At 61.3% G+C, this 19,329-nt stretch carries 17 protein-coding genes; 14 read left to right on the forward strand and 3 right to left on the reverse strand.

Going from position 1 to position 19,329, the window contains the following annotated elements; all coding sequences use genetic code 11:
- Positions 1-6: 6 nt before the first annotated feature.
- Entirely contained in the window at positions 7-924 is a 918-nt protein-coding gene (gene nac / locus PY308_RS22125) for a nitrogen assimilation transcriptional regulator NAC (RefSeq protein ID WP_275791325.1), read from the reverse strand.
- 252 nt (positions 925-1,176) lie between these two features.
- Here nac and PY308_RS22130 point away from each other — a divergent pair, with 252 nt between their 5' ends.
- The 6 genes from PY308_RS22130 (at position 1,177) to PY308_RS22155 (ending at position 5,619) form a co-directional block, all read left to right on the forward strand.
- Positions 1,177-1,950, forward strand: coding sequence for an SDR family oxidoreductase (locus PY308_RS22130; protein WP_275791326.1), 774 nt, complete (start codon positions 1,177-1,179; stop codon positions 1,948-1,950).
- Entirely contained in the window at positions 1,947-2,654 is a 708-nt protein-coding gene (locus PY308_RS22135) for an amino acid ABC transporter permease (protein WP_275791327.1), read from the forward strand. The genes PY308_RS22130 and PY308_RS22135 overlap by 4 nt, the downstream gene beginning before the upstream one ends.
- The gene (locus PY308_RS22140) at positions 2,651-3,412 is read left to right on the forward strand and encodes an amino acid ABC transporter permease (protein WP_275791328.1); all 762 of its coding nucleotides are present in this window, start codon (positions 2,651-2,653) and stop codon (positions 3,410-3,412) included. The genes PY308_RS22135 and PY308_RS22140 overlap by 4 nt, the downstream gene beginning before the upstream one ends.
- Positions 3,409-4,173: an amino acid ABC transporter ATP-binding protein gene (locus PY308_RS22145; protein WP_275791329.1), complete on the forward strand. Its 765-nt coding sequence runs from the start codon at positions 3,409-3,411 to the stop codon at positions 4,171-4,173. Before PY308_RS22140 ends, PY308_RS22145 begins: the two co-directional genes overlap by 4 nt.
- Positions 4,174-4,202: 29 nt before the next feature.
- Positions 4,203-5,039, forward strand: coding sequence for an ABC transporter substrate-binding protein (locus PY308_RS22150; RefSeq protein ID WP_275791330.1), 837 nt, complete (start codon positions 4,203-4,205; stop codon positions 5,037-5,039).
- Positions 5,040-5,346: 307 nt separating this feature from the next.
- On the forward strand, positions 5,347-5,619 hold the full coding sequence (locus PY308_RS22155) for a hypothetical protein (protein WP_275791331.1): 273 nt from the start codon (positions 5,347-5,349) through the stop codon (positions 5,617-5,619).
- Positions 5,620-5,643: 24 nt separating this feature from the next.
- Here the strand turns inward: PY308_RS22155 and PY308_RS22160 are convergent, their stop codons facing one another.
- The gene (locus PY308_RS22160; RefSeq protein ID WP_275791512.1) at positions 5,644-6,045 is read right to left on the reverse strand and encodes a hypothetical protein; all 402 of its coding nucleotides are present in this window, start codon (positions 6,043-6,045) and stop codon (positions 5,644-5,646) included.
- A 207-nt stretch (positions 6,046-6,252) separates the two neighbouring features.
- Here PY308_RS22160 and PY308_RS22165 point away from each other — a divergent pair, with 207 nt between their 5' ends.
- From PY308_RS22165 to PY308_RS22175, 3 genes are all read left to right on the forward strand, one after another.
- Positions 6,253-7,290, forward strand: coding sequence for a DUF3991 and toprim domain-containing protein (locus PY308_RS22165; RefSeq protein ID WP_275791333.1), 1,038 nt, complete (start codon positions 6,253-6,255; stop codon positions 7,288-7,290).
- 65 nt (positions 7,291-7,355) lie between these two features.
- Complete coding sequence (locus tag PY308_RS22170) at positions 7,356-7,961, forward strand: DUF1419 domain-containing protein (protein ID WP_275791334.1); 606 nt, start codon at positions 7,356-7,358, stop codon at positions 7,959-7,961.
- 89 nt (positions 7,962-8,050) lie between these two features.
- Positions 8,051-13,141: a helicase-like domain-containing protein gene (locus tag PY308_RS22175; RefSeq protein WP_275791335.1), complete on the forward strand. Its 5,091-nt coding sequence runs from the start codon at positions 8,051-8,053 to the stop codon at positions 13,139-13,141.
- Between the two features lie 176 nt (positions 13,142-13,317).
- Here the strand turns inward: PY308_RS22175 and PY308_RS22180 are convergent, their stop codons facing one another.
- Positions 13,318-13,641, reverse strand: coding sequence for a hypothetical protein (locus tag PY308_RS22180; RefSeq protein WP_275791337.1), 324 nt, complete (start codon positions 13,639-13,641; stop codon positions 13,318-13,320).
- A gap of 580 nt (positions 13,642-14,221) precedes the next feature.
- On the opposite strand from PY308_RS22180, the gene PY308_RS22185 reads away from it, so the two are divergent.
- The 5 genes from PY308_RS22185 to PY308_RS22205 all read left to right on the forward strand — a co-directional run bounded on the left by PY308_RS22185 (position 14,222) and on the right by PY308_RS22205 (position 19,326).
- A complete protein-coding gene (locus PY308_RS22185) occupies positions 14,222-15,973 on the forward strand; it encodes a ParB N-terminal domain-containing protein (RefSeq protein WP_275791338.1) in 1,752 nt (583 codons plus the stop codon).
- 112 nt (positions 15,974-16,085) lie between these two features.
- A complete protein-coding gene (locus tag PY308_RS22190; RefSeq protein WP_275791339.1) occupies positions 16,086-16,847 on the forward strand; it encodes a DUF7007 domain-containing protein in 762 nt (253 codons plus the stop codon).
- A complete protein-coding gene (locus tag PY308_RS22195) occupies positions 16,844-17,155 on the forward strand; it encodes a hypothetical protein (RefSeq protein ID WP_275791340.1) in 312 nt (103 codons plus the stop codon). The genes PY308_RS22190 and PY308_RS22195 overlap by 4 nt, the downstream gene beginning before the upstream one ends.
- A 383-nt stretch (positions 17,156-17,538) precedes the next feature.
- Positions 17,539-18,126, forward strand: coding sequence for a hypothetical protein (locus PY308_RS22200; RefSeq protein ID WP_275791341.1), 588 nt, complete (start codon positions 17,539-17,541; stop codon positions 18,124-18,126).
- Between the two features lie 276 nt (positions 18,127-18,402).
- Positions 18,403-19,326 carry an ArdC family protein gene (locus tag PY308_RS22205; protein WP_275791342.1) on the forward strand — a complete coding sequence of 308 codons (924 nt, stop codon included), beginning with the start codon at positions 18,403-18,405 and terminating at the stop codon, positions 19,324-19,326.
- The last annotated feature ends 3 nt before the right edge of the window (positions 19,327-19,329 follow it).

Consider the following 19,329-nt stretch of genomic DNA (forward strand, 5'->3'; position numbering starts at 1 on the left):
GTGTCGCTACTGACCGCGCGGCAGTTTCAGTCGCGCGGTCAGTTCCAGCAGGATGTCGCGGACAGCGGTGGCCGGTTCCGACAGCGACACGCCGTCGGCCACACAGAGTGACAGTGTTTCCTCGATACGAGGGGAAACCATGCGGCAGATCAGCGGCTCGCTCGATTCCGTCACGATTCGGTCGGCGACAGCCTTCGGCATGATCGTCGCTCCAAGGCCGGCACTGACCGCTCGCGTAAGCGTTCTGACGATTTCCAGTTCGGCCACGACCTTCAGATTGATCCGGCTGCGCGTGAACGCCGTGTCGACGGCGCGTCTCACGAAATTATACGCAGGCGGCATCAGCAGCGGAAGGCCGTCCAGGGCCGCAATCTGAACCGGCTTGTCGTCAGGCTCGATGGCCAGATCTGGATGCGCGACGAGGTAAAGCTCCTCGCTCAGCAATGGCTCGAATTTCACACCCTTGATTGGGCCGGATCCGTGTAACAGCGCCATCTCCAGCCGGCCGGTCATGATCATCTGGCTGTAAGTCTGGCCGACGCTTTCGGTGAGATGCAGAAGGATGCCTGGGTGACGCTTGCGGGTCTCGGCCAGAAGATCGACTGACAGTGTCGCCGCGCTGCTGAACGGCACGAGGCCGACCGAGACGCGACCGACCAGCGAATTGCCGGCGGCCGAGGCATCCGCCTGGGCCTGATCCATCTGCCTAAGGATAATCTGTGCATGGCGATAAACAGCATGTCCGGCATCCGTCATGCTGACGCCCTGCTGGCTGCGCAACAGAAGCTTCTGACCGAAATGCTCTTCGAGCCCGGCGATCTGCTGGCTCAGCGCCGGCTGCGCGACATGCAGGATATCGGCAGCACGCGTAATGCTGCCGGTATCAACGATCACGATAAAGGATTTAAGGCGTCTGATATCCATCGCGCTGCATTTTACCCTATTATACTTTCAGTCACCAGCAACCACCGGCGGCCCTTCATCATTCCTAGATCATTATATTTCAATAGCTTACCATGCGCCAGAGGATTCTTGCTGCTCAATTAACAAGCACAAGGATTGCGCAACTGCGCAAATAGTCAGCGCCATAAGGCTTGCTTATCGCTCCAGAGATAATCGGTCTTATTCATGGTTCGCAAGTTCCATTAGGGTGCAGAAAACAGACGGGGAATAAGAATGTCATTTTCCGATTACAGGACCGCATTGGTCACCGGGGCGTCTTCCGGTATTGGGGCAGCCGTCGTCGAGCGGTTGCGCCGGGAGAATATCGAGGTCCACGCTCTGGCCCGAAGCGCCGAGCCGCTGCGGAAACTGGCCGAAAAGACCGGCTGCATTCCGCACGCGATCGACGTAACCGACCGCGCAACACTCGCCGAGCTGACCAGTTGGATCGAATTCGACATTCTCGTCAACAATGCTGGCGTCGATCGCCCGAAGAAGTTCCTCGAGGCGGACGAGGGGGACATCGACCTGATCATCGACGTCAATCTGCGCGCCGTCCTACATCTCTGCCGTATGATCGTGCCGGGCATGGTCGCTCGCGACAACGGCCATGTCATCAACATCTCTTCGATCGCCGGTGCTTACAATTTCGGTGGCAACTCATCCTATCACGCCACCAAGGCTGCCGTCAGCATGCTTTCCAACCAGCTGCGCATCGATGCCTTCGGCAAGCGCGTGCGAGTGACAGAGATCTGCCCGGGGCGCGTCGCGACCGACATCTTCGCACATGTCCACGGCGACGATCCATCGATCCGCGAGCGCTTTATCGACGGCTTCGAGCTGCCGGAAGCCTCCGACATTGCCGATGCGATCGCCTATGCCATCGGCACGCCGGTTGCCGTCAACATCGGCCATATGGAAATTACCCCGACGCTCCAGGTGATGGGCGGCCTCCAGACGGCACGGCCGGAAACACAGCGCACCAAGCCGGCGGTCTCTAGGCCGTGAGCGGGTTCGACCTCTCAGCAATCCTGACAAATCCCGAGTATATCTCGATGCTTATTCATGGCATCGAGATCACCTTCGTGATTGCCATCGGTTCCTGGCTGCTGGCAATGACGCTGGCGATCCTGCTTCTGGCGCTGCGATTTTCGCCCGGCCGTTTCGGCAATGCGTTTGTCGCCGGCTATGTTTCCTACCACCGGAACGTGCCTACCCTGGTGCAGCTTATGCTCTGGTATTTCGGCATCTTCACGCTGCTGCCGGACTGGCTGACTTACTGGCTGGCCAGCCATAATGCCGAAGCGATCTTTGCGGTCATCGGGCTCGGCCTCTGCCAGGCAGCCTATTTCAGCGAAGACCTGCGGTCAGGCCTTCGCTCCGTCAGCCCCGGGCAGATGGAAGCGGCAAGGGCGCTCGGCCACGGATATCTGTCGGCAATGCGTTTCGTGATGATGCCACAGGGAGTTCGCAATGCGCTGCCGCCGCTGATCAATCACAGCGTCTCTTTGTTCAAGAACAGCAGTCTTGGCATCGTTATCGGCGCCTCGGAGCTTACGCATGCGGTCAAGGAAATCGAAAACCTCAGCTTTCGCACGTTTGAGGTCTACCTGATCGGCACGGTCCTCTACCTGTTCTTCTCGCTGATCATCATGGGTGCCGGCGCCTTCATCTCGATGCGCGCAGATCCAGCCCGGAGGGCACGGGCATGATCCACGACATGATCGCCATCTTCCAGGATTACTGGCTGCTGCTATTGATCGGCCAATATCCGAACGGCCCGCTCGGCGGTCTCGCCAACACGCTCATTCTTTCGGCACTCAGCATCGCGCTGGCCTTCCCGATCAGCATCCTGATGGCGCTGGCACGGATCTCGAAATGGCGCCTGCTGCGCTGGCCGGTGACCGTGCTGGTCTATGTAACGCGCGGCGTTCCGCTGCTGATGCTGATCCTGTGGAGCTATTTCCTGGTTCCGCTGCTAACCGGCGCCGACGTGCCGAGCTTCGTCACCATGCTGACGACGCTGGTGATCTATCAGGGCGCCTTCCTCAGCGAAGTCGTGCGGGCCGGTATCGTCTCGCTCGGCCATGGCCAGATGGATGCCGCCAAGGCGCTCGGCCACAGCTATCTCGGAGCGATGCGCTTCATCATTCTGCCGCAGGCGCTGTACAACATGATCCCGAGCATCCTCTCCACCTTCGTGTCGACCATCAAGGACACGACGCTCGGCTACGTGATCAACGTTCCCGACCTCACCTTTGCGGCCAGCCAGGTCAATAACCAGCTGCTGACCCAGCCCTTCCAGGTCTTCCTCATTCTGGCGGTGATCTATTACGCGATCTGCTGGAGTATCACTTTCGTCGCCAATCGTCTGGAGCGCCGTATCACCCGCAAGCGCGCCGGTCTCGGCGGAGACCGCGCCGCAGCAGCAGTGGCCGTGCCCGCCAAAATCGCATCGGAGCAGCTATGACAAGCACAGCATCGCCGCAGGATCCAAATGCGATCCGGATTTCCAAGGTCTCCAAACAATATGGCGACTACCAGGTGCTCAAAGAGATCGATGCCGAGGTTGGTCGTGGCGAAGTGGTGGTCATCTGCGGGCCCTCAGGTTCGGGAAAATCGACGCTCATCCGCACCATCAACCGGCTGGAAGAGATCAACAGCGGTTCGATCTCTTTCGATGGACAGAACATTCATGCGGCGATGAGGACCAGCACGCTCAATCAGTTGCGCAGCCGTATCGGCTTCGTCTTCCAGAGCTTCAACCTGTTCCCGCATCTCTCGGTGGTCGACAACGTCTCAATGTCGCCGATCCGCGTCAAAGGCGTTCCCGCCCATCAGGCGCATGACAAGGCCCTGCTTCTGCTTGACCGCGTCGGTCTGGCCGACAAGGCGAATGCCTATCCCGGCCAGCTTTCCGGCGGACAGCAACAGCGCGTCGCGATAGCCCGGGCCCTCGCCATGGAGCCGCCGGTGATGCTGTTCGATGAACCGACCAGCGCGCTCGATCCGGAAATGGTCGGCGAAGTGCTGGCCGTGATGAAGAGCCTTGCCGCGGAGGGCATGACGATGCTGTGCGTGACCCATGAAATGGGTTTTGCCCGCGATGTCGCCGACCGCATCTGGTTCATCGACGCCGGTCAGATTCTCGAAATGGCGACGCCGGAAGAGTTCTTCAACAATCCGAAACATCCGCGGGCACAGCGCTTCCTCGCTGACCTCCGGCACTAATAACGCAACAATAATCAAAGGAGAACAGCATGAAAATGAAATGCATCCCCCTTGGCCTCGCCCTTGCGGCGGCAGCTTCGGTCACCCCGGCACATGCCGACCAACTCGCCGACATTATGTCGAATAAGACGCTGCGTTGTGCGACGTTCGCCGACGTTCCGCCGTTCGCAGCACCTGATACCAAGACCCGCGAAATGGCCGGTTTCGACGTCGACCTCTGCAACGCCATTGCCAAGCAACTCGGCGTCAAGGCCGAAGTCAAGCCGGTTTCGGTCGAAGCCCGCGTTCCTGAAGTCAAGCTTGGCCGCGTCGACATTACCGTCGCCAACCTGGCCTACACGCTCAGCCGCGCCGAACAGATCCAGTTTAGCGATCCCTACTATCTCGCCAAGGAAATGCTGATCGTTCCGGACGAAGATCCGGGCAAGTCAAAGGCCGATTTCGCCGGCCAGCGCATCGCTTCCACAAAGGGCTCGACCTCCGAGATGTCGATCAAGCTCAACAAGTCGGATCCGCTGACCTTCCAGGATACGGCATCCGCCTATCTCGCCGTACAGCAGGGCAAGGCCCGCGGCATGGTCGCCAATACGATGACGACAACGAAGTTCGTCAACGAGTCGCAGACTAAGGGCAAGAAGATGCGGATGATCCAGGATCCGATGCTGTTCCAGCCGATCGGCATCGGCATGGCCAAGGATCAGCCGGCCCTGACTGCCAAGATCAACGAAGCGCTGCACACGCTGGACACCTCCGGCGAACTCGGCAAGATCTGGGACAAGTGGCTCGGCCCGGACACGGAGTACAAGATCAAACGCAACGACAAGGTCGTTCCTCTCAGCGAACTGAAATTTGATCCTATTCCTTGATAACTACATTGTATGGCTGAAGAAGCGAAAGGAGGGTGATGCCTAGGCATCACCCATTCACGTTCCTGGCTAGCATCTGCAAAGAGTGATCGCGCTCGTCATTGCCCCGGTTAGGTCCTGCTCCTATTCATTCTTGTTACTTTGACATGCGGTTGCCCCGAGTATCTCTCCGGAGTTTAGCCAAAAGTTCCATAAATATGGTTACCTGATGTTTTCTAAGCTATTGAAATACTACATATAATGCCACCTCTCTATCATTCGGATTTTGTGGTAACTTGCCTCTATCGCCACCGGTCTCGAGAGATTGATGATCCGCTTCCTCACACAGTGGCGCGCACATCGCCGGGCAATACGGCGGCGATGGCAGGCTGATGCCAGGCTTCTCGCAATTTCGGATCCAGCCGGGTCCTACTACGAAGCACAGCGCCGTGCGTTCCATAGCCGGTCCAGTGGTGATCTCGACGAGTTCTGGCACTGGTCGAAAGTCGCAAGCGAGATAGCCCGGATAGAACCACGCGCTGAGATGGACTTCGCTGTTCTCAAAGCCCTGTCCGATCGGGAGAAAGCCGGCCGTCGCTGACTTGTGGGCTGGTCAGACAGATGCTCAGCAACAAATGCTGAGCTGGCTTCCGTGAACCATCTCTGCCGGATACCTCAATTCCCGCCGAATCAAACCAATCCCGCTCTTTATGATGGCGTCCTGGACCATGTCCGGATCTCCGTCGATCAACCCACTTTCGGGGTCGGCTAGCAAGCTGCCGCCGCTTGTCTTCGACTGCGCGGTGATCGCGACCGTCCCCGGTCCTTTGAGGAGCCATCGAGCGGGATCGGCCCGCTCCGGACGGAGGTTTCTCACATGGCACAGGATCTTGCACTCGCCCAAAGCCACGCATTTTCGCTTTCCCGCATCCTCATGGTTCCCGTCACCCTGTTCAAATCCGGGGACGAATTCGGCGTCCTTCCGTCCGACGAACTCGATGACGAAGACGATCTTGAGATCGTGCATGAATATTTCCCCCGCGGGTCTCATTGAGCCCCGCATGTCCCTGCCGCTGGCGACCTGTCGGCCGCAAGGGAAGCTCCGCCGCGGCCGGTGCAAATCTGCACCTTGATTGCCGCGCCCTTGCCCCCTCCATTCTTCGCGGCGGAAACGAGGATGGCCGCAGGTATGCGGATTGGAAAAGAAGGGCGATCGACAAGTGATCGGAAAACAATGAAGAGAGAAGAGTTGGAGGCGCTGCGCGCCAAGGTGAGTTGCGAAGCCGTGCTGGAGCAGGCCGGTTACGAAATCGATCTCAAAGAAAGCACGCGCCGCGCCGTCAAATACCGGTGTGGCGGCAACATCGTCATTGTCACGCATGACGGACGCGGCTGGTTCGATCCGCTCAGCGACGAGAAAGGCGATGTATTCGGCCTTGCCATGTTCCTGGAAGGAATTCCATTCCCGTCCGCAATAAAAGCGGTCGCGTCAATTGTCGGGTATCAACTCTCCCGGCCGGAATGGAGGTCCTCGCGGTCTTCAGTGCCAGTAAAAGACATTTGCGAACGCTGGCGCAGCCGGCGCTCGCCTTCGCCCGGATCCAGTACCTGGCGCTATCTGTGCTGGGCGCGCGGGATCCCGACTGCCATCGCCCGGCAGGCGATCCGGGCGGGTGTCCTGCGGGAAGGACCCTTCGGCAGTATGTGGGCAGCCCATGTCGATGGCGCGGGTCGCGTTGTGGGTTGGGAGGAGCGCGGTCCCGCCTGGCGTGGCTTTGCCACCGGGGGCTCGAAGGTTCTCTTCCGTTTTGGACCATGCGATGCCTTTCGTCTCTGCGTTACCGAGGCCGCGATCGACGCGATGAGCCTCGCAGCGCTCGAGGGTTTGCGCGAGCAAACTCTCTATCTCAGCACGGGTGGTGGGTGGTCTCCGGCGACAGATGCGGCGCTTGCGGAACTTGCGGTGCGCCCGGGCCTGACACTGGTCGCGGCCACGGATGCCAATTCGCAAGGGGATGTCTATGCAGAACGATTGCGGGCGCTCGCCGAGTCATCCGGCTGCGACTGGCAGCGGTTACGTCCGCCGGCGGAGGATTGGAACGAGGTTCTAAAAAACAGGGAGAGGGAAAAATGGGAAAGGAAGAGCGAGAAGAACAACGAGGCCTGCCGCATGCGCGCCGGCCGCATCAAGGGAGGCTCCGCCCGGCATGCGCCGGCCCTTGACCCGGCCGGACACGAGGCCGGCAGCGCGGAAGGGGTCATGAAGGACTGAAGAGAATGGCAAGGTCGAAAAGACTTGTACTGCCTTCGGTCCAAACCCCCGAAAGGATCAAGCTGATGACCTCGATAGCCCTTCCCCGCAAAATATTCCAGGGCGTGGCCAAGCGCGCCGACATGTTCCGGATGTTCGACAGGCACACGATGCGCCCCGACCGCTTTGATAGCGACCAATCCGCCGTCTATGCCGGCGAATGGTTTGAGATCGATGAAACCTCCTACTCCTATATGCTGGACATTCTGCCGCCGCTCTGGATGCGCGGGCCGATCTTTGCGATGCGGGAATTCATGACCGGTTCGGTGACCTCGGTGTTTTATGCGATCCGGATCGATGAAGCCGTCCGTTACTTTCACACCTACTGCGACCTCTCGGACCCGGACTCTGTGGAGGCGATGCGGATCGCGATCATTGACCGCGAAACCCGACCAGTCCGGGCGATGAGCCGCGAAGAACGGCTCGAGCATATCTGGAGCACGACCACCGACGACTATCGAGGCTATGCCAGCGCGCGTTGGCCCAAGCCCATGCAAGGCCATCGTACGGTGATGCTCTACGGTGGCAGTGAAGGCAGCTTTCTGAAGTTGCTCGACACCCTGTCTGACGGCGAGATCGCGGCCAAGCTGCCGGAGCATCTACGCCACCTCCCCTCAGCCCTCGCCGCCTGAGCCAGATCATCATTCGCAAACTCCGCGCCGAAAGCGGTCTTCTCGGTGGCCGAGCGATGGCGCACGCCCTCATTTCAAGGAGCTTTCCCATGAGCAACGATCCCTTTACATCAGACATGTTCGGCTCGAGCGTGCTTTCGTCCGGCCCCGGGCTTGGCGTGACAGCGTTCGGCGGGTTCTCGCCTGATGCCGCCAATGACGACGATCCGGATCCCCTGCCGCCAGCACCTGCATCCGCCCTCCCCGTCGCTGCCACGCCTGTCCGGCGCGCAAGGCTTCGGGCAAACTTCTATCTCGACGGTGACCGCAAGCTGGCCGCCTCCTGGAAGGATCGCGCCCGCGCCAATGTCGCGGCGATACTCGTCGCCGACGGCATTGCCAAGCAGGAGCGGCCGGCGACGGCAAAGGAACAGGCGCAGTTGATCCGCTTCACCGGCTTCGGCGCCGGCGAACTGGCCAACGGTATCTTCCGTCGGCCAGGCGAGGTCGATTTCCGCCAGGGCTGGGACGATATTGGTTCTTCGCTCGAGACCGCGGTTTCTGAGACCGACTACGCGTCGCTTGCCCGCTGCACCCAATATGCGCATTTCACGCCGGAGTTCATCATCAGGGCAATCTGGACTGGGGTCCAGAAAATGGGCTGGCGCGGCGGCCGGGTGCTGGAACCTGGCATCGGCACGGGGCTGTTCCCGGCCCTGATGCCGGAGCCATATCGCGACGTCGCCTATGTGACCGGGATTGAACTCGATCCGGTCACCGCTCGCATCGCCCGCCTGCTTCAGCCGAAGGCGCGGATCATCAATGGCGATTTTGCCCGCACGGATCTGGCTCCGATCTACGATCTCGCCATCGGCAATCCACCCTTCTCCGATCGCACCGTCCGCTCGGACCGCGCTTACCGATCGCTTGGCCTTCGTTTGCACGACTATTTCATCGCCCGGTCGATTGACCTGCTGAAGCCCGGTGCGCTCGCCGCCTTCGTTACCTCGCATGGCACCATGGACAAGGCCGATACCACGGCACGGGAGCATATCGCCAAATCCGCCGACCTGATCGCAGCGATCCGCCTGCCCGAGGGCAGCTTCCGTCGCGACGCCGGCACGGATGTCGCCGTCGACATCCTGTTCTTCCGCAAGCGGAAGCCCGGAGAGCCGGAGGGAAATCAGCTGTGGCTCGATGTCGATGAGATCAGGCCGGCCACCGACGAAGAAGGCGCCATCAGGGTCAATCGCTGGTTTGGTCGGCATCCGGACTTCGTGCTCGGCACACACGCCCTGACCTCCGGCCCGTTCGGCGAGACCTACACATGCCGGCCCCGCGAAGGAGAGAATCTCGAAGCCGCCATTGCCACTGCCATCGAGCTTCTGCCGGCCGATCTCTATGACGGCGAACCGACACTGATCGATATTGATCTGGAGGAAGAACTCGGCGAGATCGTCGATCTACAGCCGAAGGGCGGGACTGTTCGCGAGGGCAGCTTCTTCCTCGACCGGTCGAAGGGCCTGATGCAGATGCTCGACGGATCGGCCGTGCCGGTCACCGTCCGCAAGGGTCGCTCAGGCGATGGAATCCCGGAAAAACACGTTCGGATCATCAGCAAGCTGATCCCGATTCGCGATGCAGTGCGCGAGGTCCTGAAGGCGCAGGAAGCCGATCGGCCATGGCGCGATCTCCAAATCCGATTGCGCATTGCCTGGTCGAGTTTTGTGCGCGATTTCGGGCCGATCAACCACACAGTCGTGTCCGTTCAAGAGGATATCGAGACCGGCGAGGTCAAGGAAACGCATCGCCAACCGAACCTCGCACCGTTCCGCGACGATCCCGATTGCTGGCTGGTCGCCTCGATCGAGGACTACGATCTGGAGACGGACACGGCGAAACCGGGGCCGATTTTTTCCGAACGCGTGATTGCTCCGCCGGCCGCACCGACGATTACCTCACCTGCCGATGCGCTCGCCGTCGTGCTGAATGAACGAGGCCACGTCGATATCGACCATGTCGCCGAGCTGCTGCACAGCGATCCTGCTGATGTGGTCGACGCGCTGGGCGAGGCCATCTTCCGTGATCCGGCCGATGGATCGTGGAAGATGGCAGACGGATATCTTTCAGGGGCCGTCCGCACGAAGCTCGCCGCCGCGCAGGCAGCGGCCGAGCTCGACCCCGCCTATGAGCGCAATGTCCGCGCCCTCCAGGAGGTCCAGCCGGCTGATCTCCGGCCATCCGACATCACAGCCCGCCTCGGCGCACCTTGGATCCCGGCCGCCGATGTCGTCGCCTTCGTCAGGCAAAAGATGGAGGCGGAAATTCGCATCTACCACATGCCGGAGCTTGGGTCCTGGACGGTGGAGGCACGGCAGCTTGGTTACAGCGCTGCTGGCACATCGGAATGGGGAACGAGCCGCCGCCACGCCGGCGACCTGCTGTCTGACGCGCTGAATAGCCGGGTCCCTCAGATCTTCGACGTCTTTAAGGATGCCGACGGTGAGCGCCGGGTCCTCAATGTAGTCGATACGGAAGCCGCGCGCGACAAGCTCCAGAGGATCAAGCAGGCATTCCAGGACTGGGTCTGGACCGATCCGGATCGAACCGACCGGCTGGCCCGCGGCTACAATGACCGTTTCAACAACATCGCGCCGCGGAAATTCGACGGCTCCCACCTGAAACTCCCTGGCGCCTCTGGCGCCTTTGTTTTGTATGGGCACCAGAAACGCGGCATATGGCGGATCATCGCCGATGGCTCGACTTATCTTGCCCACGCCGTCGGCGCCGGTAAGACGATGACCATGGCGGCGGCCATCATGGAACAGCGGCGCCTTGGACTGATCGCCAAGGCCATGCTGGTCGTCCCCGGCCATTGCCTGGCGCAGGCGGCGCGCGAGTTTTTAGGCCTCTATCCGAATGCCCGCATTCTCGTCGCCGACGAGACCAATTTCACCAAGGACAAGCGCGCCCGCTATCTGTCGCGTGCGGCGACTGCAACGTGGGATGCGATCATCATCACGCATTCGGCGTTCCGATTTATCGCCGTGCCGTCTGCCTTTGAGCAGGAGATGATCCACGGCGAGTTGCAACTCTATGAGGATCTGCTGACCAAGGTCGACAGTGAGGATCGCGTTTCGCGCAAGCGCCTTGAGCGGCTGAAGGAAGGTTTGCAGGAGCGGCTCGAAGGTCTCGCTACCCGCAAGGATGATCTTCTCACCATCTCGGAAATCGGCGTCGATCAGATCGTCGTCGACGAGGCGCAGGAATTCCGCAAGCTCTCCTTTGCCACTAACATGTCGACGCTGAAGGGCATCGATCCAAATGGCTCGCAGCGCGCTTGGGATCTCTATGTCAAATCCCGCTACATCGAGATGCGGAACCCAGGCCGCGCGCTCGTGCTTGCCTCCGGCACGCCGATCACCAATACGCTTGGCGAGATGTTCTCCATCCAGCGCCTGCTCGGTCATGCGGCACTCTCTGAGCGAGGGCTGCACGAGTTCGATGCCTGGGCTTCCTGCTTCGGCGATACAACTACGGAATTGGAGATCCAGCCATCCGGCAAATATAAGCCTGTCAGCCGCTTTGCTTCCTTCGTCAACGTGCCCGAACTTATCGCGATGTTCCGCTCGTTTGCCGATGTGGTGTTGCCGGATGACCTGCGGCAATACGTGAAGGTGCCCAACATCTCGACCGGCCGGCGGCAGATCATGACTGCCAAGCCGACGGCTTTGTTCAAGACCTATCAGCAGGCCCTCGGCAGCAGGATCAAGGCGATCGAGCAGCGCGAGGGTCCCGCCAAGCCCGGTGACGACATCCTGCTGTCCGTCATTACTGATGGGCGCCATGCGGCGATCGACCTGCGCTTCGTCATGCCGGCGGCCGACAACGAGGAGAATAACAAGCTCAATCTGCTCGTCCGCAATGCCCATCGGATATGGAAGGAAAGCGGGGAAGCCATCTATCGGCGTCCCGATGGCAAGGATTTTGAGCTACCGGGCGCTGCCCAGATGATCTTTTCCGATCTCGGCACGATCAACGTCGAGAAGAGCCGAGGCTTCTCGGCATATCGGTTCATTCGCGACGAGCTGATCCGGCTCGGCGTGCCCTCCTCGCAAATCGCCTTCATGCAGGACTACAAGAAGACCGAAGCCAAGCAGCGACTGTTCGGCGATGTCAGGGCCGGCAAGGTTCGTTTCCTGATAGGCTCGTCTGAAACCATGGGCACGGGCGTCAACGCCCAGCTTCGGCTGAAGGCGCTCCATCACCTGGATGTCCCATGGCTGCCGTCGCAGATCGAGCAGCGAGAAGGCCGGATCGTCCGCCAGGGCAACCAGCACGAGGAGGTCGATATCTTCGCCTATGCGACGGAAGCCTCGTTGGATGCCAGCATGTGGCAGAATAATGAGCGCAAAGCCCGGTTCATTGCCGCGGCCCTATCCGGCGACACCTCGATCAGGCGGCTGGAAGATGTCGGTGAAGGGGCTGCCAACCAGTTCGCGATGGCCAAGGCCATTGCCTCCGGTGACGAGCGCCTGATGCAGAAGGCCGGGCTTGAGGCCGACATTGCCCGGCTTGAGCGGCTGCGCGCTGCCCACGAGGACGATCAATACGCCGTCCGCCGGCAGATGCGCGATGCAGAGCGCGAAATCGAGGTCTCAACCCGGCGGATTGACGAAATCGGCCAGGACATCGCGCGGCGACAGTCGATCACCGGCGATGCCTTCACCATGACGGTGCTCGGTAAAGAACATGCCGAGCGCAAGGAAGCGGGCCAGGCGCTGATGAAGGAAATCCTCACGCTTCTGCAGCTTCAGCATGAGGGCGAGGTGCATCTTGCCACGATCGGCGGCTTCGATCTCGTCTATGAGGGGGAGCGGTTCGGCAAGGGCGACGGCTATCGCTATGAGACCCTGGTCCAGCGCACCGGGGGAGAGTATGGGATCGACCTTGCAATCACGGTCACGCCGCTCGGCGCCATCTCACGGCTGGAGCACGGACTCGACGGCTTCGAGCAGGAACAGCTTCAGTATCGCCGGCGGTTGGAAGAGGCCGAGCGCCGGCTGGCCTCATACCGTTCCCGAGACGGAGGAGCGTTCGCGTTCGCTGACTACCTGAAGGAGAAAAGGCGCGAACTACGTGACATCGAAACTCAGCTGGCGGGCAGCCTCGGCAATGAGACCAACGCGCTGGCTGCATAGCTGTATTGCACAATAAATGTTTTCCGATTGGCCAAAAATCAGGCATAAAGCCTACAGCTGATGCATATGGCGGTCTCCTCCCAGTTCCGCCGCAGCAGCTGTTCCCCTCTGGAGGTCAAAGATCTCCACACTTTATGGGCCGCGGTTTACTCCGTCGGCCCTTTTTTCTTGCCGTCTTATTGTGGCCACGTCATTTGCCACAAGACCGATGCGACGTACGAGCCCAGTACACCAGGCAAGACGGCGATACCGCGCTCTGCCCACCGTTGCGCTTTCGTCGGTACTCCCAGCGCTTTTCGGGCTGCTTCCGTCTCAATAGCTTTCAACGCCTCAAGTGCCTGCGCTTCTGTAATCAAAGTCGACTTTTGATCGTTCGCAGCTGCTATCGCTGTCGCAAGCATCGAAAGCTCTGCCTTGTTCCTGTCGGCTTGGATCCCCAGTTCGTCAATAGCCTCAAGCGCCTCGCGCATGTTTTGTCGGGCGGCGTCGATTTTCTTCAATCGCTCATCGACTGTTTCGCGTGACTGGCCTACCGCGATCGATAGATCGAAGGGCCCGAGCTTCGCTTTGATGCCAAGATCTCAGTAACGAGATGCTTGCGCCACGCAGTGCGTCTAGCACCTCCCCCAGGATCACGCCGCTTATCTGCGCCTGGCCTTGAGGCTTCATGTTCCAACGAGGCCCAAGGCCTCTGGCCTCTCCCGGTTTGTCTTTTTCGTCCATCTTTCCCCCTCGGTCCGAACGATCGGTTTCGAACCATGCGCCGCAACGACATTCGATTAAGCTGAAAGAAGCTTGGCCTGCAATGAAAAGGAGGAGAGTTGCAGGGAAGAATAGATCAAGAAAGCGCTCGCCGATCGGTCCTCCTGCCGACGCGTACGCTCAACCGCCGCCTGCGCTATCCCGGCCACTCGTTCTTCGCAGGGCTGTCAGCCCCGCTTGTCCTTCGCAGCAGGGATGCTCGGCCGCAGTTGCGTCAGTCCGGCCGTTCGGCGGTCCGGGAGGTGTCTTCGAGAACAATGAAGACAGGAAGGGCTGGCATGGCGCTGGTCCGGAACTCTCTAGACAAGGACAAATCCCATGCAGATCATGAAGGTTGACCCGCGCGCTCTGAAGGAAAACCCCGACCGGATGCGCCAGTCGAAGTCCTCGCCGCAGGCCGATGCGCTGATGCTGGCGACGATCAAGGCCGTCGGCATCGTCCAGCCGCCGGTGGTCGCGCCGGAAACAGATGGTGGAAACGGCTACATCATCGACGCTGGGCATCGTCGGGTGCGCCTCGCCATCGCGGCCGGTCTCGAAGAAATCGAAATCCTCGTCGTTGATGCAGCCAACGACAATGGCGCGATGCGTTCCATGGTCGAGAACAGCGTTCGCGAGGCTCTTAATCCCGTCGATCAATGGCGCGGCATCGAACGGCTCGTTGCTCTCGGCTGGACCGAGGAGGCGATCGCCGTCGCTCTCGCCCTCCCCGTTCGCCAGATCCGCAAGCTGCGCCTGCTGGCCAATGTCCTGCCAGCTATGCTGGAGCAGATGGCGCTGGGCGACATGCCGTCCGAGCAGCAGTTGCGGACCATCGCAGCGGCGGGCCAGGTCGAACAGAAGGAGGTCTGGAAAGCGCACAAGCCCAAGAAGGGTGATACGGCGCCATGGTGGCAGATCGCCAATGCGCTGACGAAAAAGCGCATGTATGCCAGGGACGCGAGCTTCGGTGACGATCTGGCTCAGGCCTACGGCATCGAATGGGTGGAGGATCTCTTCGCACCGGCCGACGAGGACGGCCGCTACACCACCAATGTCGAAGGTTTTCTTGGCGCCCAGCACGAATGGATGACGAGCAACCTGCCGAAGCGCGGCGCGATCGTCGAGGTCAACAGCTGGGGCCAGCCGGAACTGCCGAAGAAGGGATCCCAAGTTTACGGCAAGCCGTCCAAGTCCGACCATACGGCGCTCTACCTCGATCGTGACGGCAAGGTCCAGACGGTGCATTACCGCATGCCCGAGGCGGCGAAGCCGAAGGGTGCTGTTGGCGACGGATCGGTCACTGGCGGCGATGACACCGACGCTGTCGCCACGCCGAAAGCCCGGCCCGACGTCACCCAGAAGGGCCACGACATGATCGGCGATTTCCGCACTGATGCCCTGCACGATGCGCTCGGTCGCGCGCCGATCGAGGATGATATGCTGATGGCGCTGATGGTCCTGGCGTTCGCCGGCCAGAATGTCCGCATCGACTCCGGCGCAGATGGCACCTTCTACGGCGGCAAGCGCTTCTCGCGTCATGCCGTCGGACTGTTTGACGAGCATGGCAGGCTCGCCTTCGATCAGGACACGCTTCGGGTCGCCGCCCGCTCGGTGCTGATCGACGTCCTCTCGTGCCGGCGTGGCATGTCGAACAGCGGCATGGTCGCGCGCATCGCCGGCGAGGCGATCGGCGCCGACGCGTTCCTGCCAAACATGGGCTCGGAAGATTTCCTCTTGTGCTTGTCGCGCCAGGCACTGGAAGCCTCTTGCGCTGAGGCATCGATCCAGCCGCGCCCGAAGGTCCGCGAGACGCGTACAGCGCTCGTCGAGCATTTCGCAACTAAGCACTTTGTCCATCCGTCGGGTCGCTTCGCACCGCCGGCTGACGAACTGCTCGACTGGATCCAGGCAGGTTCTGCCACAGATGTCGTCGGCGCCGGGTCGCGCGACGACGGCCGCGCTGATGATCCCGCTGAGGACCAGGATGGGGAGAACGACAACGATATGGAACGGGAAGGCATGCAGGGGGCAGACCGTCCCGATGACGCTGAGCTTGACGAGGACTTCGATCAGAGGGCCGCAGCATGACTGCCGCCCTCGATTCGAACATGACAGCATCCACCCCCGATCTTCGGGGGTGGAGTTTGCCACCAGCGCGGACGGTCTACCCGTGGCCCGCATCGGTGACCTAGTCCTTGGCATGATCACATCACCCAGCGGCTATGCTTTTGTTGCAAGCGCCGGTGCGATCCGTCGGCCACTCGCCGATCTGACGCGGGCAGATTTCATCGGGCAGGACGGCCGGGTTGCCGATGAGGCCGAGTTCCGGGCGCGCGTTGCCGAGACTGCTGGTCACAAACGCGATGTGGCCAAGCTGCACCGCGTGCAAACCCGCATGTCGGTAAGCACACCATGGGGCGGATCGCAGACGGCGGTTGTCTATGCCGAGGGCGTCGTCGCTCACATGACATCAGGGCATGGCGGTTTCCATCTGTCGACAGAGCGCAATGCCAAGGTCCATCCGCTGCTGCGCAAGGATATGCCCTGGTACGAGGAAGACTGCGAATGGGCGATCGTCGCGGTAAGTTTCCCGGACCTCTTCACCGCCTACGAGCGGTCAACGGCAGAAAAGATCATCCGCAATACCTGGCCCGACGCCTGGGAGAAAATCCATGGCCGCTCGCTCGCCGAGGGAGAGAGCTGGGCCAAGGATCGCCGTGTGTTCGATCAACGCTATGCGGCGGACTACATCGTTATGTCGGCAATCTTGTCCGATCAGCGCCCCGGCATGACGGAGGTCGTGGCGAAGATCGGCGGTGGTGAAGAACGCCGCTTTCTGGTGGCAAGCGACGAATATGCGGTGCGGGGGCGGTTCGGCTTCGTCATCGATCTCGCTCGTCACGCTGAATATGATGGCCCCTCCTCCCTCATTGGCTGGCGAAGCCGGGGGGATGGGTCATGATCGACATCCGCCTCTCGAGGCCGCTGGCGAAAGCAATCGGCGCCCGGCGCGAGACCCAGCGGCATCTCGATTGTCTGACTCGCCAGATTGCGGCGCGCGCCGGAAGACAGGCGACCACAGTGAAGGTCCGGAGCCGCGCGCGGCGCCGGTCCAGTCCCCGTCTCTACCATCGGGAGATCGTCGACCGCCTTGCCTTCGAGCGCTGGGTCGAACTCGACATGATCGCCTGCAGGCTGGCGATGCAGGAGCAGGTCATCGGGGCGTTCCAGCATCGCGACCGCGAGCCTGTGCTGCATCCGGCGATATAGGAGGACCCGAGGCGAAAGGACCTGGCGATGTCCTACCCGGCTGCGATGTCATCGTCATGGTGGGCTTGGCCATGTCTATCGCTTGCCTTGGGATTGATATCGGACTCGTGGCGGACTGCCCTTCTTGTTCGCTGCGGTCTGAACCGGCGGCCGGTCGTTTCAAGGCCGCTTGCGCGCCGCGGGGCGGCCGATCCAGCCTCTCTGCGCGAGGGCAGGCTCGCGGTCTGCTCAGGTCAAGACCTGCTGGCCCGCAACCCTGCCCTGCTGGCTCAGCCGGATCGGACCTGTGAAGCCACCCGTCCCTTGCCGGTTCTTGGTCGTCCGCATCGAAGGGCAGACCGGCACGGGCCGGTACCGCTTCGGAAGCCAAGGAAGGAACAGACATGGCCAAGTCCTCTACCCCAAATCGCTCCAACGCACGGGTCTCGCAATCTCGCCGCGCTACCACCCTCGAAATGGTCCGCCTCTCCTGCCCCGACGCCACCCAGGCGTCCAAGATCGCGACAAGCTTCGGCACGGCAGTCGTCGACAGCGATGGCATACGCAGCCTTCACGAGCGGCTGATCGTCGAGACCGCCGAAAGCCTCTCCGAAGGCCTCGGCGAGAAGGCGATGCAGATCCACCTCCAGCGCATCGTCGGGGCGTTTGTCGGATCCGCGCATGGCGCCGGGCAATTCTACTCCCGCGCCGTCACAGAGGCGCGCGACGCAACGGCCAAGGCGTCCAACGATGCCCGCGACGAGGATCTCGATGGTCCGGTCGGCTATGACAGCGCCGCCCAGCGCAAGCGGGAGTTCGCGGCCGACATGGGTGTCCAGTCGCACGCGCTGCGCATGGCAGCCGAGGGCGCAGTCGCGGCTTACGAACAGGTCATCGGCGAGACCTGGAAGCCCTTCGACCGGCCGGTCGAAAATCCGGGCGCATCGCTCGACCGCAAAGCAGCAGAAGCTCAGTTAGCCGCTTTCGGATAATACGAACGGCGGGGTCGCACCCCGCCCCTTCCTTCTTGTTCCTTGGCTGGCGCCTGCATGCGCCGGCCTTTTCTTTGTTGAAATGGAGAACGGGAGACGCGCCTATCGCGGCCCGTCCCGCTCGGCGGTCCTGCAGGAGCCGGGCACCCATGCAAGGGCTTCGCCGTCCTCCACGCTGTTGCGGCCGTTCGGTGCATGGCCGCGCCATCGGCCCCTGACTTCGGACCTCCGTGACGGACCGCGATAGGCGCGGTCCTGAGAAAAGGAAAAGAAGTCATGACGAAGAAATCGGAATCGGACCGTGCGGATATCTACACGCAGATCACCGATCGGATCGTTGAAGATCTCGAACAGGGCGTTCGCCCCTGGATGAAACCATGGAGAGCCGCCAACACGCATAGTCGCATTACACGGCCGGTGCGCCACAATGGCCTCCCCTATTCCGGCATGAACGTGCTGCTCCTGTGGTCGGAGCAGGTATCGCGCGGCTTCTCCTCCTCGATGTGGATGACCTTCAAACAGGCCCTCGAGCTGGGCGGGGCCGTGCGAAAGGGCGAAACCGGCTCGACAGTCGTTTTCGCCAGCCGGTTCACAAAGTCGGTGGCCGACGGAAACGGCAATGATGTCGATCGAGAGATACCGTTCCTAAAGGCATATTCTGTGTTCAATATAGAGCAGATCGAGGGTTTGCCCGACACCTATCATGCTCCGCCGGCCAGGGTCCGGGATCCTGTCGAGCGAATAGAAAGCGCCGATCTCTTTTTCCGCAACACCGGCGCGGTCATCCGGCACGGCGGCAACCAGGCCTATTATTCGCCGATCATGGATTACATCCAGATGCCGCCCTTCGAGGCGTTCTGTGATGCTGCCGGATACGCGGCCGTCCTCAGCCATGAGGCGACCCACTGGACGGCGGCGGAACATCGCGTCGGACGTGACCTGTCGCGCTATGCGAAGGACCGGACGGATCGCGCGCGCGAAGAACTTATTGCCGAGCTCGGCAGTTGCTTCCTCTGCGCCGATCTCGGCATCGCACCGGAGCTCGAGCCGCGGCCGGATCATGCATCCTACCTGCAGTCGTGGCTATCGGTGCTGACCAACGACAAGCGGGCGATCTTCCAGGCGGCGGCTCATGCGCAGCGCGCTGTAAGTTTCCTGCATTCCTTGCAGCCGCAAGCGGAAGTCAAGGCTGCAGCCTGACGC

It is taken from the genome of Pararhizobium gei, assembly GCF_029223885.1.
Classification (GTDB): domain Bacteria; phylum Pseudomonadota; class Alphaproteobacteria; order Rhizobiales; family Rhizobiaceae; genus Pararhizobium; species Pararhizobium gei.